Below are 23,465 nucleotides of genomic sequence, written 5' to 3' on the forward strand. Positions count from 1 at the left end.
GTCGGTCTTCGGCCGCGGCCCAGCCTATCGGCACCGGCGCCGTGATCCCGAAACCCGCGGTCGTGCGTTGGCAAGTCTCGACGGTTACCCCGGCGGCCCTGCGACGATAGATGTGGCCTCATGCGGGACGTGCGAGGGCGAATACGGATCGGGATCGACACCGGGGGCACGTTCACCGACGTGGTCGCCCTCGACACCGGCAGCGGGCGGGTCGTCGGCACCAAGACGCCCTCCACCCCCGCCGACCCGGCCGAGGGCTTCATGACCGCCGTCGCCGCGGCGCTGGACCTGCTGGGGGCCGACGGCCGGGACGTGGCCGCGCTCGCGCACGGCACCACCGTGGCCACCAACCAGCTGCTGGAGGACCGGATCGGCGACCTCGGCTTCATCACCACCGAGGGCTTCGAGTTCGTCCTGGAGATCGCCCGGCAGAGCGTGCCGGACGGCTACGGCAACTCCTACTTCTGGGTCAAGCCGCCCCGGATCGTTCCGGTGCACCGGGTGCGCACCGTGGGCGGCCGGCTCGACTACACCGGCGCCGAGATCCGCCCGTTCGACGAGGCCGGGGCGGTGGCCGCCGCCCGCTGGTTCCGCGACCGGGGCATCACCTCGATCGGGGTGTGCTTCCTGCACTCCTACGCCGACCCGCGGCACGAGCTGGCGATGCGCGAGGTGCTGCGGCGCGAGCACCCGGAGGCGGTGGTGTCGCTGTCGTGCGAGGTGCTGCGCGAGTACCGCGAGTACGAGCGGTCGGTGACCACCCTGGTGGACGCCGCCGTCAAGCCCACGATGACGCGCTACATCGACCGGATCGCCCGCCGTCTGCAGGCGCTGGGCGCGCCGCCGTTCCACGTGATGAAGAGCAACGGGGGCGTGCTGTCGGCCGAGGAGGTGGTGCACCAGCCGATCACCACCGTGCTGTCCGGCCCGGCCGCCGGGGCGCTGGGCGCCGCGCTGGTGGCCGGCACCGGCGGGCACCGCTCGGTGATCACCCTGGACGGCGGCGGCACGTCCACCGACGTGGCGGTGGTGCTGGACGGTGAGCCGACGCTGACCACCGAGGGCTCGGTGGGCCGCTACCCGTCCAAGATCCCCATGGTCGACGTCGTCACGGTCGGCGCGGGCGGCGGCTCGCTGGCCCACCTGTCGCCGGGCGGGACGCTCAAGGTCGGCCCGGCCTCGGCGGGCGCCGACCCCGGGCCGCTGTGCTACGGCAAGCGCGGTGCCCGCAGCGAAGCAAGGGACGCCGCGCGCCGCTCGGGGGGCGTGGGGGGGCGTCCCCCCACGATGCCAGGCGCCGACGGCGCCCCCACGGTCACCGACGCGCACGCGTTCCTCGGCCGTATCCCGCCGCACCTGCTGGGCGGCCGGATCCCGCTGGACGTCGAGGCGGCGCACAAGGGGCTGGCCGGCCTCGGCGACGAGCTGGGGCTGGACCCGGAGCGGTGCGCGGCCGGGATCCTGGAGATCAGCGCCTGGAACCAGGCCAACGCCATCCGGCAGATCACCGTCAAGCGCGGGCTGGACGTGCGCGACTACCCGCTGGTGGCCTTCGGCGGGTCCGGGCCGCTGCTGGCCTGCCGGCTGGTCGACGTGCTCGGGCTGCCCGCCGCGATCATCCCCGAGAACCCCGGCAACCTATCGGCGTTCGGGCTGCTCACCGTGGACGTCAGGAACGACTACGTGCGCACCCGCGTGTCCCGCGACGCCGAGCTCGACCTGACCGCCTTGGCCGGGACCTTCGCCGACCTGGAGCGCCAGGCCGCCGACGCCCTGCACCGTGAGGGCTTCCCCGCCGAACGCCACCGCTATCTGCGCACCGCCGACCTGCGCTACTACGGGCAGGCCTACGAGGTGCGGGTCGCGGCGCCGGACGGCCCGGTGGACGAGGACTTCCGCGCCGCGGTCGTCGGCCGCTTCCATGACGCCCACGAGGCCCTGTACGGCTACTGCTACCGCGACGAGGGCGGACGCCATCCCGTCGAGTGGGTCAACCTGCGGGTCTCCGGCGTCGGCCCGATCGTCCGGCCCGAGCTGAAGGAGCGCCCGCCCGGCAACGGCGATCCCGCCCGGGCCCGTACCGGCACCCGGAGGATCTACTTCGACGAGTGGACCGATACCCCGATCTACCGGCGGGACCGCCTGCTTCCCGGGGACGTGCTGCAGGGGCCCGCCGTCATCGAGGAGTTCGGCTCGACCCTGCCGCTGCATCCCGGCTTCCGGGCCCGCGTGGACTCCTACGGCAATGTGGAGGTGACCCGTTCGTGAAGGCGGATCCGATCGTCCTGGAGATCGTGGAGGGGACGCTGGCGTCCGTGGAGCGGGAGGTGGAGACCGCCATCGCGCGGACCGCCCGCTCGCCGATGATCCGCGACGCGCACGACTTCCGGGCCGGCCTGCACGACCGCAGGCTGCGCAAGCTCACCGGCCGCTCGTACTCGGCGCTGGTGCACCCGATCGTGCGGGACTTCCCGATCGCGACCATGCGGCCCGGCGACGTGTTCTTCCACAACGACGTCTACCTGTCCGAGGGCGGCATCGGCCACCTGCCCGACCTGTGCGTCACCGTGCCGGTCTTCCACGACGACGAGGTGGTGGCGTTCGTGCAGGCGTTCGGCCACCACGACGACATCGGCGGCGCGGTGCCGGGCTCGATGCCCAGCCACGCCCGCAGCGCCTTCGAGGAGGGCTTGATGGTCCCCCCGATCAGGCTGTGGGACCAGGGCGTGCCCAACGAGGCGGCGTTGCGGATCATGACCCGCAACTCGCGGATGCCCGACTCGCTGGCCGGCGACCTGGACGCCGAGTGCTCGGCCTGCCTGATGGGCGCCCGGCGGCTGGCCGAGCTGTTCGACCGGTATGGCCGCGCGCAGGTCGAGGCGTGCTTCGACGCCATCATCGACCGCACCACCGAGACCTTCCGCCGGGAGATCCTGGCCAGGATCCCCGACGGGACCTACGCCTGGGAGGACTACGCCGAGCACGACGGGGTGGACCCGCCGCGCCTGCACACCCAGCGGATCACCCTCACCAAGACCCCCGAGAAGATCGTCATCGACTTCACCGGCACCTCCCCGCAGGCCAAGGGGCCGATCAACCACGCCGGCGACTACGCCGACGGGGTGTTCCTGAAGAAGTGGCTGGCCCCCGTCCTGCGGAACCTGGCCGACACCCCCGAGCGGATGGCCGAGCTGGACGTCAACGAGGGCGTGGTGCCGCTGATCGAGATGCGCTTCCCGGACAAGGGAACACTGCTCACCCCGATCTTCCCGGCCCCCACCAACGCCCGCACGTTCGTGATCCTGCGGTTGCTGGGGGTGCTGGCCGGGGTGCTGGCCAAGGCCACCGGCGGCCGGATGCCCGCCGACCAGGAGACCATCCGCTACACCGGCGTGTACGGGCAGGACGGGTCGGGCGCCCCGTACCTGATGCGCGAGGTGCTGGGCGGCGGCTCGGGCGGCCGGTACTACGCCGACGGCGAGGACACCATCCACGTCGTGCCCGACTCGCGCAATATCCCGGTGGAGTTCGCCGAGTCCCGCTGGCCGTTCGTCGTGGAGCGGCTCGGCCTGGCGGTCGACTCCGGCGGGCCGGGGGAGCGGCGCGGCGGCCTGGGCTACGACAAGCACATCCGGATGCTGCGCGACGCCTGTTTCATGTCGATCGCCGACCGTTCCATCCTGTCGTGCTGGGGGGTCAACGGCGGCCGGGCCGGGCGCCCGTTCCAGGTGGACATCGACGGCCGCCCGATGGAGGGCCTGGTCGACGACGAGCCCGTGCGGGCCGGCCAGGTCATCCGGATCCGCACCACCGGAGGCGGCGGCTGGGGCGACCCGCTGCGCCGCGACCCGCTCGCCGTCGCCCGCGACGTCCGTGACGGCAAGGTCTCCGTCGAAGGGGCCCGCGACGACTACGGCGTCGTCCTGACCGGGGACGGCACCGGGGATGGTGCCGGGGATGGTGCCGGGGATGGTGCCGGGGACGGCGCGTTCGACGAGATCCGGGTCGACGAGACCGCCACCAGCGAGCTACGCCGCCGCATGGCTCACGAACGCGGCCCCGCCCCCTTCTTCGACCGCGGACCCGGCTACCCGCTGCTGGCCGGCGGCCGTACGTCCGCTGAACTCGACGCCTTGTGAGCCGGGCGGCGGAGACGTTCCGCTCCATCGTGTATTGCTGGATCATCCGCCCTGCGGATAGGCGATGATCGGGGCAGTCGAGGCGTGCAGGAGGTTTCCGATGTCGCTGCCGGTGTCCGTCGGGCAGGCGCGGGCGCATGTGCTCCGCAAACAGGGGCTGGCCGGGGACGGCCTGAAGTCGGTGCCGGCCGCCGTGGACGCCACCGGCGGCGTCTATGGCACCGCGCCGACCTGCTACCTGTCGTGCGCCGCGCGGATCCCCGGGTTCCAGGTCGCCGACCTTGACCATGAGCTGTACACCGAGCGCAGCGTCGTCCGGCTGCGCGCCATGCGGGGGATGGCCTACATCGAGCCGCTGGCGTTGCTGCCCGCGCTGTTCGCCTGCACGGGGGAGGCGCGCGACAAGACCCTCAAGCGGGTCGCCAAGTACGCCGAGATGACCGAGGTGCAGACGCTGGCCCTCGCCGACCGGATCGAGGCGGCGCTGGAGGGATGTCCGCCGATGACCGTCAAGGAGATCCGCGAGGCGCTCGGCGGGGACCTGCCGGGCAACAGGAACGCCCTGCAGATGACGGTGGCGCTGCTGGGCCGCCACGGCCGGATCGTGCGCACCCGGGCGCGCGGCACCTGGCGCAGCGACCTGTACCCGTACGCCCGCTGGACCGACTGGCTCGGCGCCCCGGTCGAGGACATGGACCCGGCCGCCGCCCGTGCCGAGGTGGCCCGCCGCTACCTGCGCGCCTATGGTCCCGCCACCGCCGAGGACCTCAAGTGGTGGACGGGCTGGACCAAGCGCGACACCCTGCCCGCGCTGGCGGCCCTCGGTGAGGAGGCCACGCCGGTGTCCCTGGACGGGACGGACGCCTGGGCGCTCACCGACGAGCTCGACGCGCTCACCGCCACGTCCCCCGGCGACGGGCGCGGAGTGCGGCTGCTGCCCGTCTGGGACTCGTACTTCATGGGGTACGCCACCAAGCCCGCGGGCCGTGCCCGCCAGGTCCGCGAGGAGGACTATCCCCGCGTCTACGACAAGATCGGCAACGCCACCTCGGTGGTCGTCCGCGACGGCATGGCCGCCGGGGTGTGGGAGCTGGACGCCGACGGGGGCACCCTCACCGTGGCGCCGTTCGACGAGGAGCTGCCCTGGGACGACGTCGCCGCCCAGGCCGCCGCCCTCGGCCAGGCCATCGGCACGGAGCTGAAGGTGGTACGCGCTCACGTACCCGGCCCGCTGTCGGACGGCCCGCGCAACACCTTTCTGTCACCGATCTCGCTGCGCTCCTGACCCGCCCCTCGCGGGACGGCCTCAGGAGCCCGCTCCGCCGTTCACAGCACGTCGGGGCGGCGGTGCGCCAGGGACGGCAGGAAGCGGCGGACCCGTCCGGTCACCTCGGGGTCGAGCTCCGTTACCTGCACGGACGGGAACGGGCCCAGGTCGGCCAGCACCGTGCCCATCGGGTCGACGAGCATGCTGCGGCCCACCCCGCCGGGGTTGCCCTTGGGCGGCGGGGTGCGGTCGGGGGCCTTGTCGACGGCGACCACCCAGGTGGTGTTCTCGATCGCGCGGGCCCGCACCAGCGTGGTCCAGTGCTCCTCCTTGAACACCCCCTGCGCCCACGCCGCGATGACCACCAGCACCTCGGCGCCCTGGTCCACCAGCGCCCGCGCCAGCTCGGGGAACCGCACGTCGTAGCAGGTGACCAGGCCGATCCGGGTGCCGGCCAGCTCCACCACCACCGGCCGGTCGCCGGGCGCGACCCGCTCGGACTCGTGGTCCCCGAACGCGTCGAACAAATGGATCTTGCGGTACGTCCCGGCCAGGCCGCCGGCGGCGTCGATCGCCACCGCCGTGTTGTACACCCGCCCGTCCCCGGCCGGCTCGAACACGCCGGAGACCAGCGCCGTGCCGTGCTCGCGCGCCAGTCGCCGCAGCTCACCGACGAAGGGCCCGTCCAGCGGCTCGGCGACGTCGGCCAGCGTGTTGCCGAACCGCACCTGCACCGCCTCCGGGAACACCGCCAGGTCGGCGCCCTCGGCCCGCCCCAGGGCCTTGCGGACCTCCTGCAGGTTCTCCTCGGGATCGTCGCCCACCGGGATCTGACACAGTGCCACGCGCATCTCCCCAGCATGACATGACAGCTGTCATGCGCCCGGCCTGACAGCCGCGGCCCGAAGCGGTGACAGCGGCGACTACCCGGCCGGACCGGCCGCGACGACCATGGGGACATGGCAAAGGACAAGATCGTCGAGGTCGCCGGCCTGCACCAGCGGTACGGCGACTTCGAGGCCGTGCGCGGGATCTCCTTCGAGGTCCGAGAGGGCGAGCTGTTCGCGCTGCTGGGCACCAACGGCGCCGGCAAGACCACGACGATGGAGACCGTCGAGGGCTTCCGGCCCGCCTCGGCCGGGACCGTCCGCGTGCTGGGCCGCGACCCGCACCGCGAACGCCGGGCCGTGCGGTCCCACGTGGGCATCATGCTCCAGGAGGGCGGGCTGTTCCCCGACCTGACCGTGGCCGAGACCGTGGACCTGTGGCGCGACATCGTTCCCGGCGCCCGTCCCCGCGACGAGGTGCTGGAGCAGGTCGTGCTGGCCGACCGGGCGGACGTGCGGGCGCGGCAGCTTTCGGGCGGGCAGAAGCGCAGGCTGGACCTGGCGCTGGCGATCGTGGCCCGCCCCCGGGTGCTCTTCCTGGACGAGCCCACCACCGGCATGGACCCCGAGGCCCGCCGCACCACCTGGCACACCGTGCGCGGCCTGGTCGCCGACGGCACCACCGTGCTGCTGACCACCCACTACCTGGAGGAGGCCGAGCAGCTCGCCGACCGGTTGGCGATCATGCACCAGGGCACGGTGCGGGTGGCCGGCACCGTCGCCGAGGTGCTGGCCGGGCACGGCGACCGGATCAGCTTCCGGATCCCCCCACAGGCCGCCGTGGCCGAGCTGCCCCGCCCGCACGGAGCCGAACCGCAGGTGTCGGCCGGCGGGGGAGGGCCGGTGGCGACCTACACCCTCACCGGCCCCCCGACCGGGCCGGGCGTGCAGCGGGCGCTGCGGGAACTGCTGGACTGGGCCGACGACAGGCGGCTGGAACTGGCCGGGCTGGAGGCCCGCAGCGCGTCCCTGGAGGACGTGTTCCTGCGGGTCGCCGGGCACCCGGCCGTGGAGGAGGCGCACCGATGACCCTCACCCGGACCCGGCCGGACGCGCCGGCCGCCAGGCCCGTGGACCCGCGCCGGCTGCTGCGCCTGGCGCGGCTGGACATGACGCTGCTGTGGCGCAACCGCACCGCGCTGTTCGGCGTCGTGGGCCTGCCCGCGTTCTTCGCCGTGATGCTGCTGGTGTCCGACGGCAACGGCCACCAGAGCGCCGGGGTGCCCGCGGTGCTCTACACCGGCACCGGTGACCTGGCCTTCTTCCTGCTGCCGGCCGTCTTCATGAACCTGGTCAGCGTCTTCACCGCCCGCCGCGAGGAACTGACCCTCAAGCGGCTGCGCAGCGGGCCGCTGTCGGACGCAGAGGCGCTGGGCGGCAGCGTGCTCGGCGCGACCGCGCTGTACTTGGCGCAGTCGGCCGTCATCGTGGTCATCATCGCCACCGCGCTGGACGGCGGGCTCCCCGCCGACCCGGTGCTGATGCTGCTGGGCATGCTGCTGGGCGCGGTCGTGTTCGCGCTGCTGGCCATGGCCCTGTCCGGGGTCACCCCGACCGTGGAGATGGCCCAGCTCACCGTGATACCGGTGCTGCTGGTGAGCATGCTCGGCTCGGGCTTCATGTTCCCCCTGGAGGAGGCGCCCGTCGGCGTCCGGGCGGTCGCCCAGGTGATGCCGCTGACCCCGGCCGTGGAGATCGCCCGCACCGCCTACCTCGGCCGCGACTTCACCGTCGACGGCGACCACGGCGCGCTGGGGCTCGTGGAGACCTGGACGGCCTGCGTGCCCGCCCTGCTGACCCTGGCCGCGTGGATCGTGGTGGGCGCCTGGCTGGCCCGGCGTTACTTCCGCTGGGAGCCCCGTCGTGGCTGACGCCGCCCCTCGGGAGCGTCCGGCGCGGGACGAGCGGCCCGGATACCGCGGTCGCCCGTCCCCGCTACCCTGAGCACGATCAGGAGGTCGCAGTGATAGGCACCGGCACCTCGGCCGACATCGCCGAGCGCGCGGCCCGGCGGTTCGACAAGGCCCGCCGGCTCACCGAGGGCACCTTCCTGGTGGCGGGCGGGGGCATCGGGATGGGCCTCGGCCTGAGCCTCAGCGACCTGTACGCCGACGGTGAGATCGGACTGCCGCTGGCGCTGCTGCTGGTGGCCGGTCTGATGGCCTTCACGGTGATGTACATGCGGCTGGTGCGGGCCGGGATGCAGGGCCGGGCCCCGGTCGGAGAGCTCGTGCTCAGCGCCGTGCTGGCGGCCGCGCTGAGCGCCGTGGTCGGCAAGCACCCGCTGTGGGTCCTGCTCGGCCCGTTCTGGGCGTCGGTGGCGGCGCTGTGCCTGCCCGGCCTGCGCCGCATCGCCGCCATCTGCGCCGGTACCGGTGCCGTGCTGGCCTCCTACACGGTGGTGGCCGCCGGTGACAGGGCCCACTGGTACATGTGGCCGACGATGTTCGTCCTGCTCAGCCTGGTGTCCGGAGTGATGGTGGCGGCCAACATGGCGCAGAAGTGGCTGTGGGACGTGATGCAGGAGGCGCACGCCGCCCGCGAGGCCCAGGCCCGGCTGGCCGTCACCGAGGAACGGCTGCGGTTCGCTCGCGACCTGCACGACCTGCTCGGCCACAACCTGTCGCTGATCGCCGTCAAGAGCGAGCTGGCCATCCGGATGACCCCGACCGATCCCGACCGCGCCCGGGCGGAGATGGCCGACGTGCGGCAGGCCGCCCGGGACGCGCTGCGCGAGGTCCGTGCGGCGGTGCGCGGCTACCGGGTGGTCGAGTTGGACGCCGAGCTGGCCAGCATCCGCGCCGTGCTGGAGGCCGCCGGGGTGCGCTGCACCGTGCCGCAGGACCCGGGCGGGCTGCCCCCCGAGATCGGCGGGGTGCTCGCCTGGGTGGTCCGGGAGGGCGCCACCAACGTCCTCAAGCACAGCGACGCGCGGCGCTGCGACATCACGCTCGCCCGCTACGACGGATCGGTGGTGCTGGAGATGGTCAACGACGGCGCCCGCCCGGCCGCCGCCGGCCACGGCACCGGGTTGACCGGGCTGACCGAGCGGCTGGCCGCCGTCGGGGGCGGCCTGACCGCCGAGCACACCGGCCACGGCCGCTTCCTGCTGCGCGCCGCCGTCCCGCTGCCGGAGCCGGTGTCCGGTGGCGAGCCGCTGCGGAGCGTGGCGTGATCCGGATCCTGCTGGCCGACGACGAGCACCTGATCCGCGGTGCCGTCGCCGCCCTGCTCGGCCTGCAGCCCGACCTTGCGGTGGTCGCCGAGGTCGGCCGCGGCGACCAGGTCCTGGACGCCGTGCGCGAGCACGACCCGGACGTGGCCGTGCTGGACATCGACATGCCCGGCGCCGACGGCCTGACCGTCGCCGAGCGGCTGCGCGAGAGCGGCGCCCGCTGCGCGGTGTGCATCCTGACCAGCCTGGGCCGCCCCGGCTACCTGCGCCGGGCGATGGCCGCCGGGGTGCGCGGCTTCGTCGCCAAGGACGCTCCGGCCGAGGACCTGGCCGCGGCCGTCCGCAAGGTCCACGCCGGCGGCCGCTACCTGGACGCCGAACTGGCCGCCACCGCCATGGCCGCCGGCGACAACCCCCTCACCGACCGGGAACGCGAGATCCTCCGCCTGGTCGGCCGGGGCTTGGAGGCCGCCGGCATCGCCGAGTCCCTGAACCTGTCGCAGGGCACCGTCCGCAACTACCTGTCCAGCGCGATGACCAAGCTCGGCGCTGCCAACCGCCTGTCGGCCGTCCGCACCGCCGACGAGATGGGCTGGATCTGACATCTGCCATATGACAAGTGGGTTTTACGGCATATGACGCCACTTGTTGCGGCGTGATCGGCGAACGTACGCTCAGGCCGATCTGACCCGGGTCATGCAGCACCGTCCTATCCAGCCAGGCCCCACCCCAGGCCCAGACAGGAAGGCCCCCCGCCATGCTGCACCGCAGGCCGTCCGCCATGCCGTCCCGCACGGCCGCCCGCATCCTGGTCGGAGCCGGCGCGCTCGCGCTCTCGACGTCCCTCGCCCCGGCCGCCCACGCCGCCCCGGCCGCGCCCCAGCGCCTCCTCGCCACCACCACCCTCTACTACGACGACTCCCAGGCGGCGGAGTTCAAGAGCGCCGTGGCTGCCGGAGCCGCCGCCTGGAACTCCAGCGTCCAGAACGTCCGCCTGGTCAAGGCCCCCGCCGGGCGGCGCGCCGAGATCCGGGTCATCGCCGACAACGGCTGGCCGCGCGCCACCCTCGGCCCGGTCCGCCCCGGCGGCCAGGTCACCGTGTGGTTCGGCCGTCAGGCCGTCGCCGAGGGCTACAACACGACCCGGATCGCCTCCCACGAGATGGGCCACAGCCTCGGCCTGCCCGACCGCAAGCCCGGTCCGTGCTCGTCGCTGATGTCCGGCTCCACCGGCGGCGTGTCCTGCACCAACGCCCTGCCCAACGCCTCGGAACGGGCCGCCGTGGAGAGCAACTACGCCTCGGCGGCCGTCGCCGCCCCGGCCGGCGCCGGCCGGATCCTTGTCGACGCGCCCTGACGCGCCCTGACACGCTGGTGTCCGTCGTCCCCGCGCCACGGGGACGACGGACACCAGCGGCCTTAGGCTGGCGGGCGTGAGCGATCCTCTCGTGTCCCGTATGCAGGGCTTCGGTACCACGATCTTCGCGGAGATGACCGCCCTGGCGGTGCGCACCGGTGCCATCAACCTCGGCCAGGGCTTCCCCGACAGCCCCGGGCCGGAGGCGATGCTGGAACGGGCGGTGGCGGCCATCCGCGCCGGCGACAACCAGTACCCGCCCGGGCCCGGCGTCCCCGAGCTGCGGGAGGCGGTCGCGCGGCAGCGGGTCGAACGGTACGGGCTCGGCTACGACCCCGACGGCGAGGTGTTGGTCACCGTCGGGGCGACCGAGGCGATCGCCGCCGCGATCCTGGCGCTGGCCGGGCCCGGCGACGAGGTCGTGGTGTTCGAGCCGTATTACGACTCGTACGCAGCGATGATCGCGCTGGCCGGGGCGGTGCGGCGGCCCGTCACGCTGCGCCCCGAGGGTGGCCGGTTCACCTTCGACCCCGGCGAGCTGCGCGCCGCCGTCGGCCCCCGTACCCGGCTGATCCTGGTGAACTCGCCGCACAACCCGGTGGGCACCGTCTTCACCCGGGCGGAGCTGGAGGTCATCGCCGACGTCTGCCGCGAGCACGACCTGACCGCCGTCACCGACGAGGTGTACGAGTACCTGACGTTCGACGGCGCCGGGCACGTGCCGCTGGCGTCGCTGGAGGGCATGCGGGAACGGACGGTGGCGATCTCGTCGGCGGGCAAGACGTTCTCGGCCACCGGCTGGAAGGTCGGCTGGATCACCGCGCCCGCCCCGTACGTGCGGGCCGTGCAGACCGTCAAGCAGTTCCTCACCTACACCGCGTCGGCGCCGTATCAGCGGGCGGTCGCCTACGCCCTCGGCCACGAGCTGGGCTGGGTGCAGGGCCTGCGCAAGTCGCTGGAGGCCAAGCGGGACCGGCTAGTCGCCGGGCTGGAGGCGGCCGGGTTCACTGCCTACCGGCCGCAGGGCACCTATTTCGTGCAGGCCGACATCCGGCCGCTCGGCTTCACCGACGGCATGGAGCTGGCCCGGGCGCTGCCGGAGCGGGCCGGGGTGGTGGCTGTGCCCAGCCAGGTGTTCTACGACCACGCGGCGGCCGGGGCGCACTTCCTGCGGTTCGCGTTCTGCAAGCGGGACCACGTCATCGACGAGGCGGTCGAGCGCCTGGCCGAGCTGCGCTGAGCACCGGCGTGCAGGCACCGGCTGCGGGCACGGGCGGGTGAGCACGGGCGGCGCCCCAGGCGCAAACTGCCGAAAGAGCGGCGCTCCTTAGGCGGATTTCGCCCATGAGGGCACCACCCGGCGGAAGTTAGTTTCGCCTGGTGAGGACCCCTGGATGCCGGCGGGCGAGCGGTGATCACCGCGCTGGGCGGCAGCGCCGGCGCGGCTCGCGGCAGGGCCGGGACGATCTTCGAGGAGGAGTGAGCCAGTGCCCGATCCGATCGAAGTGCGCAAGGTGCCCATCGAGAGCGTGACCGACGCCTCCGGGCTGGCCCGGCTGATCGACGACGGCGTGATCGAGGCCGACCGGGTGCTGGCCGTCGTCGGCAAGACCGAGGGCAACGGGGGCGTCAACGACTACACCCGGATCCTGGCCGACCGGGCCTTCCGCGAGGTACTGCTGGCCAAGGGCACCCGTACGGCCGAAGAGGTCGCCGAGGTGCCGCTGGTGTGGTCCGGCGGCACCGACGGGGTGCTCAGCCCGCACGCCACGATCTTCGCCTCCGTGGACCCGGCCACGGTCCCGACCACCGACGAGCCGCGGGTGTCGGTGGGCGTGGCGATGAGCGAGGTGATCCGGCCCGAGGACATCGGCCGCCCCGCCATGGTGGAGAAGGTGGCCGCCGGGGTCGGCGCGGCCATGAAGATCGCCGGCATCGAGGACGCCGCCGACGTCCACTACGTGCAGACCAAGACCCCGCTGCTCACCCTGGACACCATCAACGAGGCCAAGGGCCGCGGCCGGGACGTCGTCACCGAGGACACCCTCAAGTCCATGGACATCTCCAACTCCACCACCGCGCTCGGCATCGCCGTGGCGCTGGGCGAGATCGAGATGCCGGACGCCGGGCGGATCCACCGCGACCTGTCGCTGTACTCCTCGGTGGCCTCCTGCTCGTCCGGGGTGGAGCTGGACCGCGCCCAGATCGTCGTGGTCGGCAACGTGCGCGGCATCGGCGGCCGCTACCGCATCGGGCACTCGGTGATGAGGGACGCCCTGGACGCCGACGGCATCTGGGCGGCGATCCGCTCGGCCGGCCTGGACCTGCCCGACCGGCCGCACCCCGACGACCTGGACGGGCGGCTGGTCAACGTGTTCGTCAAGTGCGAGGCCGACCCCAGCGGCTCGGTGCGCGGCCGGCGCAACATCATGCTGGACGACTCCGACGTCCACTGGCACCGCCAGATCAAGGCGTGCGTGGGCGGCGTGGCGGCCAGCGTCACCGCGGACCCGGCCGTGTTCGTCTCGGTCGCCGCCGTCCACCAGGGCCCGTCCGGGGGCGGCACCGTGGCCGCCATCGCCGACCTCGGTTGAGCCCCGTTCCCCCGGGAACGGCTGCCGAAGCAGGGCCGGGCGACCCCCGCTGTGCTGGGGTCGCCCGGCCCGTTCCTCCCCGGGAGTGGGGAGGGAGGGGCCGTTACCAGACGGAGAGTGTGAGGGCAACGACCCTCCGTGGTCAGCAATCCCGTATACGCTCTCAGACGTGGCCGGACCGTCCCTGATCCAACCTCAGTTCCCCAACGACGACGGCAGCGCCGACCCCGCGCTGCGGGATGCGCTCGCCGGATACGCCGCCGGGCGGCTGGGCGAGCACGCCGTGCTGGAGCGGCTCTCCGGCGTCCGCCTGCTGATCCCGGTGGTCGCCATCCTCACCGAGGAGGAGCAGGTCGCCCCCGGCGAGCTGCGCCGCGAGAAGCATAGCGAGATGGCCACGCCCACCCTCATCGGCGAGGACGGGCGGCGCGGCTTCCTGGGCTTCACCTCGATGGAGGCCATGCGGCGGTGGCGCTCCGACGCCCGCCCGGTGCCCGCGCTCACCCGGGACGCGTGCCGGTCCGCCCTGGACCAGGGCGCGCACGCCCTGGTCGTCGACGTGGCCGGGCCGGTGCCGTTCGCGGTGGACGGGCTGCGGCTGCACCTGCTGGCCGAGGGCCGGCCCGTCCCGCCGCCGCACGAGGACCCCGAGGTGCTGGCCGCCGTCGACGCCGCGTTCGGCGGCGAGCCGGGGATCCGCGGAGTGCGGGTCGGCCGGGGCGAGTCCGCCGAGCTGGCCGTCCGCTGCGCGATCGCGCCCGGCCACGACGAGCGGGCCGTCATCGGGCGGGCCAGTGACCGGCTCGCCGAGCTGCTGCGCGGCCGGATCGTCGGCGGGGTCGAGCTGATCGTCAGCCGCGGTGCGCTCGGGTGAGGTGACGGTATGGACGCCGCCCCTGGCCCGGGGGCGCAGGCGCCCGGCGGCCGGGAGCGGTTCGCGCCGGTCGCCCGCCGCCCGGCCCTGACCGCCGCGCTGGCCGTGGCGGTCGTGACCCTGCTGGGCTGGCGGTTCGGGCCGCGTCCGGAGCTGGCGGCGTTCGTCTATTTCGGCGTTGTGGCCGTCCTGCTGGCGGTCATCGACGCGGCGATCAAACGGCTGCCCGACCCGCTGACGCTGCCGTCCTACCCCGTGGGCGCCGCGCTGCTCGGCGCGGCCGCGCCGTTCACCGAGGACGGCGGCGCCCGCTACCTGCACGCCCTCATCGGCATGGCGGCCCTGTGGCTGCTGTACGCGGTGCAGTGGTTCCTCGTCCCCGGCCAGCTCGGTTTCGGTGACGTCAAGCTGGCCGGGGTCCTGGGCCTGTACCTGGGCTGGCTCGGCCCCGCCGCCGCCGTCGCCGGCGTCCTGGCCATCCACGTGAGCAGCGCCCTGTACGCGCTGGCGCTGCTGCTCACCGGCCGCGCCGGGCCGCGCACCCAGATCCCCTTCGGCCCGTTCATGATCGCCGGCACCCTGTTCGCCGTGACGCTGTACGCCCCCGGCTGGAACGGCTGACCCCGACGCCCACCGGCGGAGGCCTGCGCGCACTGCCGGAGCGGGCCGCCCGCCGGCGCACCCGCCCGGCCTGCCAGGCCCGCCGTCCGGTGGGCCGACCCGGCTCAGTGCGGCCGGGCACCCTCCTCGGGCGGGGCGATGCGGTGGCAGAGCCAGGCCAGGGCCTGCGGGTAGCGGTAGTCGATCATCCCGTGGCCGGCGTCGAACAGCTCGAAGTGGATCACCTCGTCCGGTACGCCCGCGTCCGCGAGGGCCTGCCGGAACGCCTGGGCGCCCACGTCCAGGTACCACTCGTCGCGGGTGCCGCCGTCGATCCACACCGCGCGCAGCGACCGGACGGCCTCGGCGTGGCGCGGGACCATCCGCACCGGGTCCAGGTCCAGCCAGCGCTGCCAGACCTCCTGGCGCAGCACGCCGGTGCGCGGGTCGAACGGCAGCTCGGGAGTGCCGTCGTCGCGGGCCGAGAAGCAGGCCGACACGCCCAGCAGCATCAGCAGGTCCTGGTCCTCCTGCCTGGTGAAGGCGGTGCGCCCGCGGAAGTCGTCCCACCAGCGGAAGATGTCGCCGTCGTAGCCGCGCAGGTGCCGTACCGCCTTGGGGAACTCGGGGATGTAGCCGTACTCGTACAGCGCGTCCCCCGCATGGGTGGCCAGCGCGCCGAACAGGTCCGGCCGCAGCATCGGCGTGATCATCGCGCCGAACCCGCCGCTGGACTTGCCGCTGATGGCCCGGTGGTCGCGGTCGGCCAGCGTCCGGTAGTGCGCGTCCACCCACGGCACGAGCTCCTCGCACAGGTAGGAGTGGTAGCGCCCGGTGCCCGGGGAGTCGACGAACTGGCTGCCTCCGTAGGCGGTCCAGGCGTCCACGTACACCACGATGGCCGGGGGAGCCTGCCCCTCGGCGAACACCGCGTCGGCCGTCTCGGGGAACGGGCGCCGGAACGCCGTCCGGTTCGACCACATCTCGATGTGCCCGGTGTAGCCCTGGATCACGTAGATGCTGGGATACCGGCGGTCCGGCTCGTCCTCATACCCCGGCGGGACGTACACCCACAGTGGGCGCTCGTGCGGATCGCCCAGCGGGTTGCCGCGCAGCAGCTCGCTGGTGAACACGTGCCGGTCGAGGCGGCCGGACAGGTCGGCGGACCAGGGCAGCATCAAGCCCTCCCAATCGTCGAGATCACCTCGACGTTAACCGCTGGCGGGCGGGCCCGCGAACGGCCCGGCGAGTGCCCCGGCGGGCGACCCGGCATGGCTCAACGGGCGGACCGGCGCACGGCCACGGGCGCGGACTCAATAGGATCGCTTGCATGCTGCGCTGGTTGACTGCGGGGGAGTCCCATGGCCCGGCCCTCGTCGCGATCGTCGAGGGGCTGCCGGCAGGCGTGCGGGTGACCTCGGGCGACATCGCCGAGGCACTCCGCCGCCGCCGTCTGGGCCATGGGCGGGGCGCCCGGATGAAGTTCGAGCAGGACCAGGTCACGATCGTCGGGGGGATCCGGCACGGCCGCACCCAGGGCGGCCCGGTGGCCGTCGAGGTCGGCAACACCGAGTGGCCCAAGTGGGAGACGGTGATGTCCGCCGACCCGGTGGATCCGCAGGTGCTGGCCGAGCAGGGCCGGGGGCCGGGAGGGAGGAACGCGCCGCTGACCCGGCCGCGCCCCGGGCACGCCGACCTGGCGGGCATGCAGAAGTACGGGTTCGGTGATGCCCGCCCCGTGCTGGAGCGGGCCAGCGCCCGCGAGACCGCCGCACGGGTGGCGCTCGGCGAGGTCGCCAAGGCGTTCCTGCGGCAGTCGTTGGGCGTGGAGGTGCTCAGCCACGTGGTGGGCCTGGGCGAGGTGTCGGCCCCCGCCGGGCTGCAGCCGGCCCCGGCCGACCTGCCGGCCATCGACGAGGACCCGGTCCGCTGCTTCGACGCCGAGACCAGCGCCGAGATGGTGGCCCACATCGACGAGCTGCGCAAGGCCGGTGACACCATCGGCGGGGTCGTGGAGGTGCTGGCCTACGGGCTGCCGCCGGGCCTGGGCAGCCATGTGCACTGGGACCGCAGGCTCGACTCCCGGCTGGCCGGCGCGCTGATGGGCATCCAGGCCATCAAGGGCGTGGAGGTCGGCGACGGCTTCGAGACCGCCCGCCGCCCCGGCTCCAAGGCCCACGACGAGATCGAGGGCGGCGCCGGCGGCCTGCGCCGCCGCACCAACCGGGCCGGCGGCGTCGAGGGCGGCATGACCACCGGTGACGTGCTGCGGGTGCGTGCCGCGATGAAACCGATCTCCACCGTGCCGCGCGCGCTGGACACCGTGGACGTCGCCACCGGGGAGCCCGCCAAGGCCATCAACCAGCGCAGCGACGTGACCGCGGTGCCCGCCGCCGGGGTGGTCGCCGAGGCGATGGTGGCGCTGGTGCTGGCCGACGCGGTGCTGGAGAAGTTCGGCGGTGACTCGGTCGAGGAGACCGCGCGCAACGCGCAGGGCTACCTGTCCTCGCTGACCATCAAGTAGGGGCACCCAATGAAGCGACCTGTGGCCGTGTTGATCGGCCCGCCGGGCTCGGGCAAGACCACGGTCGGCCGGGCGCTGGCCGAGCGGCTGGACCTGCCGTTCCGCGACACCGACGCCGACGTGGAGGCCGTGGCGGGCAAGCCGATCGGCGAGATCTTCGTCGACGACGGCGAGGAGCACTTCCGCGGCCTGGAGCGGGCGGCGGTGGCCGCCGCGCTGGCCGAGCACGAGGGCGTCCTGGCGCTGGGCGGCGGCTCGATCCTAGACGCCGGAACCCAGCGGCTGCTGGCCGGGCACACCGTGGTCTACCTACGGGTGGGCCTGTCGGACGCGGTCAAGCGGGTCGGCCTGGCCGCGGCCCGGCCGCTGCTGGTGCTCAACCCGCGCAGCCAGCTGCGCACGCTGATGGAGGAGCGGCTGCCCATCTACGAGCGGCTGGCGGTGATCGCGGTGACCACCGACGGCCGGGAGCCCGCGGACCTGGCCGCCGAGCTCGCCGAGACCCTGCAGGAGCGGGCCCGATGACCGCCACCAGGATCGCCGTGCACGGCGACAGCCCGTACGAGGTCGTCATCGGCCCGGGGGTGCTGGACGAGCTGCCCGGCCTGCTCGGCGCACGGGTCCGCACCGTGGCCGTGGTGCACAACGCGGGCCTGCCGGAGATCGCCGGGCCGGTCTGCAAGGCGCTGGAGCAGGCCGGGTACACCGTGCACGCGCTGCCGGTGCCCGACGGCGAGGCGGCCAAGGAGGTCGGTGTGCTGGCCGGCCTGTGGTCGGACTTCGCCCGCCTGGGCATCACCCGCTCCGACGCGGTCGTCGGGGTCGGCGGCGGCGCCACCACCGACCTGGCCGGGTTCGCCGCCGCCTCCTGGCTGCGCGGGGTCAAGGCGGTGCTTGTCCCCACCACCCTGCTGGGCATGGTGGACGCGGCGGTCGGCGGCAAGACCGGCATCAACATCCCCGAGGGTAAGAACCTTGTCGGGGCCTTCCACCCCCCGGCCGGGGTGCTGTGCGAGCTGACCACCCTGACCACCATGCCGCGTGAGGACTACGTCAGCGGTCTCGCCGAGGTCATCAAGGCCGGGTTCATCGCCGACCCGAAGATCCTGGAACTGGTCGAGGACGATCCGCAGGGCGCCGCCTCGCCCGCTGGCCGGCACACCCGCGAACTGGTCGAGCGGGCCGTGCGGGTCAAGGCCGAGGTGGTCTCGGCCGACCTGCGCGAGAGCGGGCTGCGCGAGATCCTCAACTACGGTCACACCCTGGCGCACGCGATCGAGAAGGCCGAGGAGTACCGCTTCCGGCACGGCCACGCGGTCGCCATCGGCATGGTCTACGCCGCCGAGCTGGGCCGGCTGACCGGGCGGCTGCCCGCCGAGGTCGTCGACCGGCACCGCGCTGTCCTCACCTCGGTCGGGCTGCCGACCGGCTACCCGGCCGCCGCCTGGCCCGTGCTGCGCGAGGGCATGCGCGTCGACAAGAAGGCGCGGGGTGCGACGCTGCGCTTCGTCGTCCTGGACGGCCTGGCCGATCCCGGCCGCCTGGAAGGCCCCGCCGACGACCTGCTGGCCGCCGCCTACCAGGCGATCGCCCGGTAGGCGTGCCCCGACACCGAACGGCCCGCCTTCGCCGGTGGAACGCCGGCCGTGCCGGGTTCAACCCTGCTTGCACCTGTTGTTGGTGATACCCACGTGGTGGCCGTTCCCGACCACGAAGTTGTGGAATTCGAAGGCTTCGAGGCTGTGCCACAGCCTCCTGTTCTCGCCGAAGTTCGTGCAGTTGTTCCTGGGGGACTTCTGGTGCTTCCTGGACCTGCCCGAGTCGGGGGCGCTGTCGCCGGCCATCGCGGGTACGGCGCCCATGATCATGCCGCTTGCGGTTGCGGTCAGAACGCCGACCGTTGCCAGTCGCTTGAGCACGATGTCTCCTTTTGGGGTATATGTCGTTTCCGATGCGCGAGGTGGTGCGGCCACACCTTGTTTTCCCGTCTGCCGCCGCGGCTCGCGCATCCTGGGCGCTTTTCCCCCGCCATTGCTCTGAGCGGCGGAAACGAGTGATCCCGCCGGAACCGGCCCCGGCGGACGAGGATTTGTGTGACGCGGACGCCCCCGGAGCCGTCTTCACCGCCGGGCCGTGGCCGAGTACGCTCGCGCAATGCAACGGCAGGACAGGATTCTGTGCGGGATCTACGCGGCCGTCGCCGTCGGTGCGCTGATCGCCACCTGGTCCCAGAACATCCGTTTCTTCGCGCGGGACGACAACGGCGGGCTCGCCGGCTTCCTCCGGGACGCCTGGGCCAACCCGGCGGCGGCGTCGCTGTCCAACGACGTGGTGTTCGTCGCGCTCGCCGCGGTGGTGCTGATGGTGGTCGAGGCGAGGCGGCTGGGCGTCCGGCACGTCTGGGCCTACGTCGTGGGTGCGCTGGTCATCGCCATCAGCGTCACGTTCCCGCTCTTCCTCATCGCCCGGCAGCGCCGCCTCGCCGAACTGCGGTCCGAAACCCGCCGGTGACGCCCGTGCCCGGCGGCCAGGATGAGGCCGTCGGGAAGCCGGGTCCTCGGAGGTGGACGGTCATGGGCGTGCGGCCCTTCCGGTTCGGCGTGGTCGTGGAGTCGGCGCGCACCGCCGAGGACCTGGTACGCACGGCGCGGCGGGCCGAGGAGCTCGGCTACGCCACCTTGAACGTCCGCGACCACTTCGTGCGCGAGCCGTTTGGCGACCAGCTCGCACCCATGGTCGCGCTCACCGCCGCGGCCTGCGCGACACGGGCGCTGCGCGTGGGGACGCTGGTGCTCGCCAACGACTACCGGCACCCCGTGATGCTGGCCAAGGAGGCGGCCACGCTCGACCGGCTGTCCGGCGGCCGACTGGAGCTGGGACTCGGCGCCGGCTGGCTCCGCGAGGAGTACGAGCGGGCGGGCCTGCCGTTCGACCCGCCAGGAACGCGGGTGGACCGTCTGGCCGAGGCGTTGCACGTCATCAAGGGCCTGCTGGCGGGCGAGGAGGTGACGTTCACCGGCGACCACTACCGGGTCCATGGCCTGTCCACGTTCCCCCGGCCGGCCCGGCGCCCGCCGATCCTGGTGGGCGCGGGCAGCCCGCGCATGTTGCGGCTGGCCGGCCGGGAGGCCGACATTGTCGGGGTGCTGCCGCCCGCGCGGCCCGGCGGGACGATTGCCGGTGGCTTCGCCGAGCGGCTGCCCGAGGCGGTGGACGCCCAGCTCGTCCAGGTCCGCCGGGGCGCGGGGAAGCGGTGGCCCAGCGTCGAGCTGAGCATGCTCGTCTCACCTACGTTCGCCGGCCACCCGCGCCGAGGGGCCGAGGCCGCGGCCGCCCGGCGCGGGTGGCCGCCGGAGGCGGTGGACCTGATCCCGCGGATGCCCTCCCAGTTCGTCGGTCCGCCCGAGCACATGGCCGAGCAGATGGCCGGGCGGCGGGAGCGGTATGGCTTCTCCTACTACGTCGTCGCCGATTCGGCGATGGAGGACTTCGCCCCGGTGGTCGGTCTGCTGACAGGCCGCTGAGCGTCCGGAGGCGCCGTCCGAGGCCGGGTCAGGCGTCCTCGGCGGCGTCGCGGGTCAGCTCCTTGAGCTCGGTGACGACGTCGTCGAGCGGCCGCACGTCCCGGTGCGCCCGGCACAGGATGGTGGCGCCCTCTACGGCGGCCACGATCAGTCTGGCCAGGCGGGCGGCCCGGTCGTCGGGGACGCCCGAGTTGCCCAGGCCGGTGGCGAGGGTGTCCTGCCAGCGGGCGAACACCGCCGCCGCGGCGTCGGCGAGCTGCGGCGCCTCGTCGTGGGACTCCACGGTGACCGCCACGACCGGGCAGCCGGCCCGGAACTCGCTGCGGACCAGCACCGTCCGCCACCAGCCGACGAAGGCGTCCACGGCGGCCGCCGGGTCGCCGCCCTCCACGGCCGCCTCGATGCCGGCGTTCAGGAACTCCCCGGCGTAGCGGACCGCCTCCTGGGCGAGCTGCACCTTGCCGCCGGGGAAGTGGTGGTAGATCGACCCGCGCGGCGCCCCGCTGTGCGCGATGACGTCGCGGAAGCCTGTCCCGCTGTAACCGCGCTCGCGGAACAGGTAGGCGGCGCTGCGCACCATGCGCTCCCGGCTGTCGGTTGCCATGGTCATCGATTATGACATTCATCATATGGAGTTCGTTTCGAGTATGATGGTCGTCATAGGAGCGCACTGGCCGCTCATGGCTACCGGTGAGTAAGGTCATCTCGACCGCCCACCGGAAGGAGAACCGGCGTGATCGACCTGCAGCGCGACGGGGACGTGTTCGTCCTGCGCCTCGACGAGGGCGAGAACCGCTTCAGCCCCGGCTTCCTGGACGCCGTGCAGGCCGCCCTCGACACCGTGGAGAAGGCCGAGGGGCCGCGCGCCCTAGTCACCGTCGGAGCCGGCAGGTTCTACTCCAATGGGCTGGACCTGGACTGGCTGGGCGCCCACTCCGACCAGTTCGAGAGTTACCTGGGCCGTGTCCACGAGATGTTCGCCCGGCTGCTGGCGCTGCCGATGCCCACCGTGGCGGCCATCAACGGCCACGCCTTCGCCGGCGGCGGCATGCTCGCGCTGACCCACGACTTCGCGGTGATGCGCACCGGCCGGGGCTACTTCTGCCTGCCTGAGGTCGATCTGGGCATGAGCTTCACCCCGGGCATGAACGCGCTGATCCGCGCCAGGCTGCCCAGGGTCACCGCGCACGAGGCGATGATCACCGGTCGCCGGTACACCGCCGAGGAGGCGCTGGCCGCCGGGATCGTGGCGCAGGCCGCGCCCGAGGAGGAGGTGCTGCCGGCCGCGGTGGCGCGCGCCGCCGGCCTGGCGGGCAAGGACGGCCGGGTGGTCGCCCGGATCCGCACCGACCTGTACGGCCCGGCGCTGGCGGCGCTACGGGGGCCGGTGCTGTGATCCGGTCCCGGCAGGCTACGCTCGTCGTCACATACTGAACTTGATTCGGTTGACACCGAGAAGGGGAACCGGATGCGCATCGGGATGCCACTGAGCTACGCGGGCGGTTTCAAGGAGACGGTCGAGGCACTGGCCGACTACGAGAAGGCCGGCCTGGACATCGTCTTCGTCGCCGAAGCCTACAGCTTCGACGCCGTCAGCCAGCTGGGCTACATCGCGGCCAAGACGGACCGCCTGGAGATCGCCTCCGGCATCCTGCCGGTCTACACGCGGACCCCCACCCTGCTGGCGATGACCGCCGCCGGGCTGGACTACGTCTCCGACGGGCGCTTCACCCTCGGGCTCGGCGCCTCCGGCCCCCAGGTGATCGAGGGCTTCCACGGGCTGCCCTACCACGCCCCGCTGGGCCGCACCCGCGAGGTCATCGAGATCTGCCGGCAGGTCTGGAGGCGCGAGCGCGTCCAGTACGACGGCAAGCACTACCGGCTTCCGCTGCCCGCCGAGCAGGGCACCGGGCTGGGCAAGCCGCTGAAGCTGATCAACCACCCGGTCCGCGACCGCATCCCGGTGCAGATCGCCGCCATCGGCCCCAAGAACGTCGAGCTGGCCGCCGAGATCGCCGAGGGCTGGCAGCCCATCTTCTACCTGCCGGAGAAGGCCGCCGCGGTGTGGGGCGACTCGCTGGCCGCCGGGAAAGCCAAGCGCGACCCGGCCCTGGGCGAGCTGGACGTCGTCGGCCAGGCCCCGCTGGCCATCGGCGAGGACGTCGAGGGCTTCCTGGAGTTCGGCCGCCCGATGGTCGCCCTGTACGTCGGTGGCATGGGCGCCAAGGGCAAGAACTTCTACAACGACCTGTGCCGCCGCTACGGCTGGGAGAAGGAGGCCGAGGAGATCCAGGACCTCTACCTGGCCGGCAAGAAGGACGAGGCCGCCGCCAAGGTGCCGTTCGAGCTGCTGCGCAACATGTCCCTCATCGGACCGGAGGCGCACGTCAAGGAGCGGCTGGCCGCCATGAAGGAGTCGGGGATCACCACGCTCAACGTGACTCCGATCGCCGGCGACCACAAGGCCCGCCTCGCCCTGATCGAGAAGGTCAAGGAGCTGGCCGCCGAAGTGTGACCCGGACGC

Annotated in this window: 23 protein-coding genes; 19 read left to right on the top strand and 4 right to left on the bottom strand. The window is 73.4% G+C overall.

The window, feature by feature from the left end; translation table 11 throughout:
* Positions 1 to 120 precede the first annotated feature (120 nt).
* The 3 genes from C4U03_RS01080 (at position 121) to C4U03_RS01090 (ending at position 5,424) form a co-directional block, all read left to right on the top strand.
* Entirely contained in the window at positions 121 to 2,268 is a 2,148-nt protein-coding gene (locus tag C4U03_RS01080) for a hydantoinase/oxoprolinase family protein (RefSeq protein ID WP_103935693.1), read from the top strand.
* Positions 2,265 to 4,139 (top strand): hydantoinase B/oxoprolinase family protein, encoded by a 1,875-nt coding sequence (locus C4U03_RS01085; RefSeq protein ID WP_103935694.1) that lies wholly within the window; start codon positions 2,265 to 2,267, stop codon positions 4,137 to 4,139. Before C4U03_RS01080 ends, C4U03_RS01085 begins: the two co-directional genes overlap by 4 nt.
* A gap of 100 nt (positions 4,140 to 4,239) precedes the next feature.
* The gene (locus tag C4U03_RS01090; protein WP_160146881.1) at positions 4,240 to 5,424 is read left to right on the top strand and encodes a winged helix DNA-binding domain-containing protein; all 1,185 of its coding nucleotides are present in this window, start codon (positions 4,240 to 4,242) and stop codon (positions 5,422 to 5,424) included.
* Positions 5,425 to 5,465: 41 nt separating this feature from the next.
* On the opposite strand, the gene C4U03_RS01095 is transcribed toward C4U03_RS01090, so the two are convergent.
* The gene (locus C4U03_RS01095; RefSeq protein WP_103935696.1) at positions 5,466 to 6,257 is read right to left on the bottom strand and encodes a carbon-nitrogen hydrolase family protein; all 792 of its coding nucleotides are present in this window, start codon (positions 6,255 to 6,257) and stop codon (positions 5,466 to 5,468) included.
* Positions 6,258 to 6,365: 108 nt separating this feature from the next.
* Between C4U03_RS01095 and C4U03_RS01100 the strand changes: the two genes are divergently transcribed.
* The 9 genes from C4U03_RS01100 (at position 6,366) to C4U03_RS01140 (ending at position 14,914) form a co-directional block, all read left to right on the top strand.
* Complete coding sequence (locus C4U03_RS01100) at positions 6,366 to 7,322, top strand: ABC transporter ATP-binding protein (RefSeq protein WP_103935697.1); 957 nt, start codon at positions 6,366 to 6,368, stop codon at positions 7,320 to 7,322.
* Positions 7,319 to 8,164: an ABC transporter permease gene (locus C4U03_RS01105; RefSeq protein WP_103935698.1), complete on the top strand. Its 846-nt coding sequence runs from the start codon at positions 7,319 to 7,321 to the stop codon at positions 8,162 to 8,164. Before C4U03_RS01100 ends, C4U03_RS01105 begins: the two co-directional genes overlap by 4 nt.
* A gap of 92 nt (positions 8,165 to 8,256) precedes the next feature.
* Positions 8,257 to 9,468 carry a sensor histidine kinase gene (locus C4U03_RS01110; protein ID WP_103935699.1) on the top strand — a complete coding sequence of 404 codons (1,212 nt, stop codon included), beginning with the start codon at positions 8,257 to 8,259 and terminating at the stop codon, positions 9,466 to 9,468.
* Positions 9,465 to 10,070, top strand: coding sequence for a response regulator transcription factor (locus C4U03_RS01115; RefSeq protein ID WP_103935700.1), 606 nt, complete (start codon positions 9,465 to 9,467; stop codon positions 10,068 to 10,070). Before C4U03_RS01110 ends, C4U03_RS01115 begins: the two co-directional genes overlap by 4 nt.
* A gap of 179 nt (positions 10,071 to 10,249) precedes the next feature.
* On the top strand, positions 10,250 to 10,825 hold the full coding sequence (locus C4U03_RS01120) for a snapalysin family zinc-dependent metalloprotease (RefSeq protein ID WP_103936255.1): 576 nt from the start codon (positions 10,250 to 10,252) through the stop codon (positions 10,823 to 10,825).
* Between the two features lie 76 nt (positions 10,826 to 10,901).
* Positions 10,902 to 12,065, top strand: a complete 1,164-nt coding sequence (locus C4U03_RS01125) for a pyridoxal phosphate-dependent aminotransferase (protein WP_200826951.1) — start codon at positions 10,902 to 10,904, stop codon at positions 12,063 to 12,065.
* 247 nt (positions 12,066 to 12,312) lie between these two features.
* Positions 12,313 to 13,419 carry a barbiturase gene (gene bar, locus C4U03_RS01130; protein ID WP_103935702.1) on the top strand — a complete coding sequence of 369 codons (1,107 nt, stop codon included), beginning with the start codon at positions 12,313 to 12,315 and terminating at the stop codon, positions 13,417 to 13,419.
* A 169-nt stretch (positions 13,420 to 13,588) separates the two neighbouring features.
* Entirely contained in the window at positions 13,589 to 14,293 is a 705-nt protein-coding gene (locus tag C4U03_RS01135; RefSeq protein ID WP_103935703.1) for an SseB family protein, read from the top strand.
* 9 nt (positions 14,294 to 14,302) lie between these two features.
* Positions 14,303 to 14,914, top strand: a complete 612-nt coding sequence (locus C4U03_RS01140; RefSeq protein WP_103935704.1) for a prepilin peptidase — start codon at positions 14,303 to 14,305, stop codon at positions 14,912 to 14,914.
* Between the two features lie 104 nt (positions 14,915 to 15,018).
* On the opposite strand, the gene C4U03_RS01145 is transcribed toward C4U03_RS01140, so the two are convergent.
* Entirely contained in the window at positions 15,019 to 16,071 is a 1,053-nt protein-coding gene (locus C4U03_RS01145; RefSeq protein WP_103935705.1) for an alpha/beta hydrolase, read from the bottom strand.
* A gap of 152 nt (positions 16,072 to 16,223) precedes the next feature.
* Here C4U03_RS01145 and aroC point away from each other — a divergent pair, with 152 nt between their 5' ends.
* The 3 genes from aroC to aroB are packed head-to-tail and all read left to right on the top strand — an operon-like array spanning position 16,224 to position 19,015.
* Positions 16,224 to 17,417 (top strand): chorismate synthase, encoded by a 1,194-nt coding sequence (gene aroC / locus C4U03_RS01150; protein ID WP_103935706.1) that lies wholly within the window; start codon positions 16,224 to 16,226, stop codon positions 17,415 to 17,417.
* Positions 17,418 to 17,426: 9 nt separating this feature from the next.
* Positions 17,427 to 17,942: a shikimate kinase gene (locus tag C4U03_RS01155; protein ID WP_103935707.1), complete on the top strand. Its 516-nt coding sequence runs from the start codon at positions 17,427 to 17,429 to the stop codon at positions 17,940 to 17,942.
* Positions 17,939 to 19,015: a 3-dehydroquinate synthase gene (gene aroB, locus C4U03_RS01160; RefSeq protein ID WP_103935708.1), complete on the top strand. Its 1,077-nt coding sequence runs from the start codon at positions 17,939 to 17,941 to the stop codon at positions 19,013 to 19,015. The genes C4U03_RS01155 and aroB overlap by 4 nt, the downstream gene beginning before the upstream one ends.
* Before the next feature lie 57 nt (positions 19,016 to 19,072).
* On the opposite strand, the gene C4U03_RS01165 is transcribed toward aroB, so the two are convergent.
* On the bottom strand, positions 19,073 to 19,336 hold the full coding sequence (locus C4U03_RS01165; RefSeq protein ID WP_103935709.1) for a hypothetical protein: 264 nt from the start codon (positions 19,334 to 19,336) through the stop codon (positions 19,073 to 19,075).
* A 235-nt stretch (positions 19,337 to 19,571) separates the two neighbouring features.
* Between C4U03_RS01165 and C4U03_RS01170 the strand changes: the two genes are divergently transcribed.
* Positions 19,572 to 19,928 carry a DUF2834 domain-containing protein gene (locus C4U03_RS01170; RefSeq protein WP_103935710.1) on the top strand — a complete coding sequence of 119 codons (357 nt, stop codon included), beginning with the start codon at positions 19,572 to 19,574 and terminating at the stop codon, positions 19,926 to 19,928.
* 62 nt (positions 19,929 to 19,990) lie between these two features.
* The gene (locus C4U03_RS01175; protein ID WP_103935711.1) at positions 19,991 to 20,941 is read left to right on the top strand and encodes a TIGR03621 family F420-dependent LLM class oxidoreductase; all 951 of its coding nucleotides are present in this window, start codon (positions 19,991 to 19,993) and stop codon (positions 20,939 to 20,941) included.
* A gap of 28 nt (positions 20,942 to 20,969) precedes the next feature.
* On the opposite strand, the gene C4U03_RS01180 is transcribed toward C4U03_RS01175, so the two are convergent.
* Entirely contained in the window at positions 20,970 to 21,545 is a 576-nt protein-coding gene (locus tag C4U03_RS01180; protein WP_103936256.1) for a TetR/AcrR family transcriptional regulator, read from the bottom strand.
* Positions 21,546 to 21,674: 129 nt separating this feature from the next.
* Here C4U03_RS01180 and C4U03_RS01185 point away from each other — a divergent pair, with 129 nt between their 5' ends.
* Positions 21,675 to 22,337 carry an enoyl-CoA hydratase-related protein gene (locus C4U03_RS01185; protein WP_103935712.1) on the top strand — a complete coding sequence of 221 codons (663 nt, stop codon included), beginning with the start codon at positions 21,675 to 21,677 and terminating at the stop codon, positions 22,335 to 22,337.
* A gap of 72 nt (positions 22,338 to 22,409) precedes the next feature.
* Complete coding sequence (locus tag C4U03_RS01190) at positions 22,410 to 23,456, top strand: LLM class F420-dependent oxidoreductase (RefSeq protein WP_103935713.1); 1,047 nt, start codon at positions 22,410 to 22,412, stop codon at positions 23,454 to 23,456.
* The last annotated feature ends 9 nt before the right edge of the window (positions 23,457 to 23,465 follow it).

The organism is Thermomonospora echinospora, assembly GCF_900108175.1.
Lineage (GTDB): Bacteria > Actinomycetota > Actinomycetes > Streptosporangiales > Streptosporangiaceae > Thermomonospora > Thermomonospora echinospora.

Coding starts and splice junctions, on each gene's coding strand:
- C4U03_RS01190 (WP_103935713.1), top strand. CDS start 22,410: ATGCGCATCGGGATGCCACTGAGCTACGCGGGCGGTTTCAAGGAGACG.
- C4U03_RS01100 (WP_103935697.1), top strand. CDS start 6,366: ATGGCAAAGGACAAGATCGTCGAGGTCGCCGGCCTGCACCAGCGGTAC.
- C4U03_RS01120 (WP_103936255.1), top strand. CDS start 10,250: ATGCCGTCCCGCACGGCCGCCCGCATCCTGGTCGGAGCCGGCGCGCTC.
- aroB (WP_103935708.1), top strand. CDS start 17,939: ATGACCGCCACCAGGATCGCCGTGCACGGCGACAGCCCGTACGAGGTC.
- C4U03_RS01090 (WP_160146881.1), top strand. CDS start 4,240: ATGTCGCTGCCGGTGTCCGTCGGGCAGGCGCGGGCGCATGTGCTCCGC.
- aroC (WP_103935706.1), top strand. CDS start 16,224: ATGCTGCGCTGGTTGACTGCGGGGGAGTCCCATGGCCCGGCCCTCGTC.
- C4U03_RS01175 (WP_103935711.1), top strand. CDS start 19,991: ATGGGCGTGCGGCCCTTCCGGTTCGGCGTGGTCGTGGAGTCGGCGCGC.
- C4U03_RS01145 (WP_103935705.1), bottom strand. CDS start 16,071: ATGCTGCCCTGGTCCGCCGACCTGTCCGGCCGCCTCGACCGGCACGTG.
- C4U03_RS01180 (WP_103936256.1), bottom strand. CDS start 21,545: ATGGCAACCGACAGCCGGGAGCGCATGGTGCGCAGCGCCGCCTACCTG.
- C4U03_RS01080 (WP_103935693.1), top strand. CDS start 121: ATGCGGGACGTGCGAGGGCGAATACGGATCGGGATCGACACCGGGGGC.
- C4U03_RS01170 (WP_103935710.1), top strand. CDS start 19,572: ATGCAACGGCAGGACAGGATTCTGTGCGGGATCTACGCGGCCGTCGCC.
- C4U03_RS01105 (WP_103935698.1), top strand. CDS start 7,319: ATGACCCTCACCCGGACCCGGCCGGACGCGCCGGCCGCCAGGCCCGTG.
- C4U03_RS01155 (WP_103935707.1), top strand. CDS start 17,427: ATGAAGCGACCTGTGGCCGTGTTGATCGGCCCGCCGGGCTCGGGCAAG.
- C4U03_RS01140 (WP_103935704.1), top strand. CDS start 14,303: ATGGACGCCGCCCCTGGCCCGGGGGCGCAGGCGCCCGGCGGCCGGGAG.
- C4U03_RS01095 (WP_103935696.1), bottom strand. CDS start 6,257: ATGCGCGTGGCACTGTGTCAGATCCCGGTGGGCGACGATCCCGAGGAG.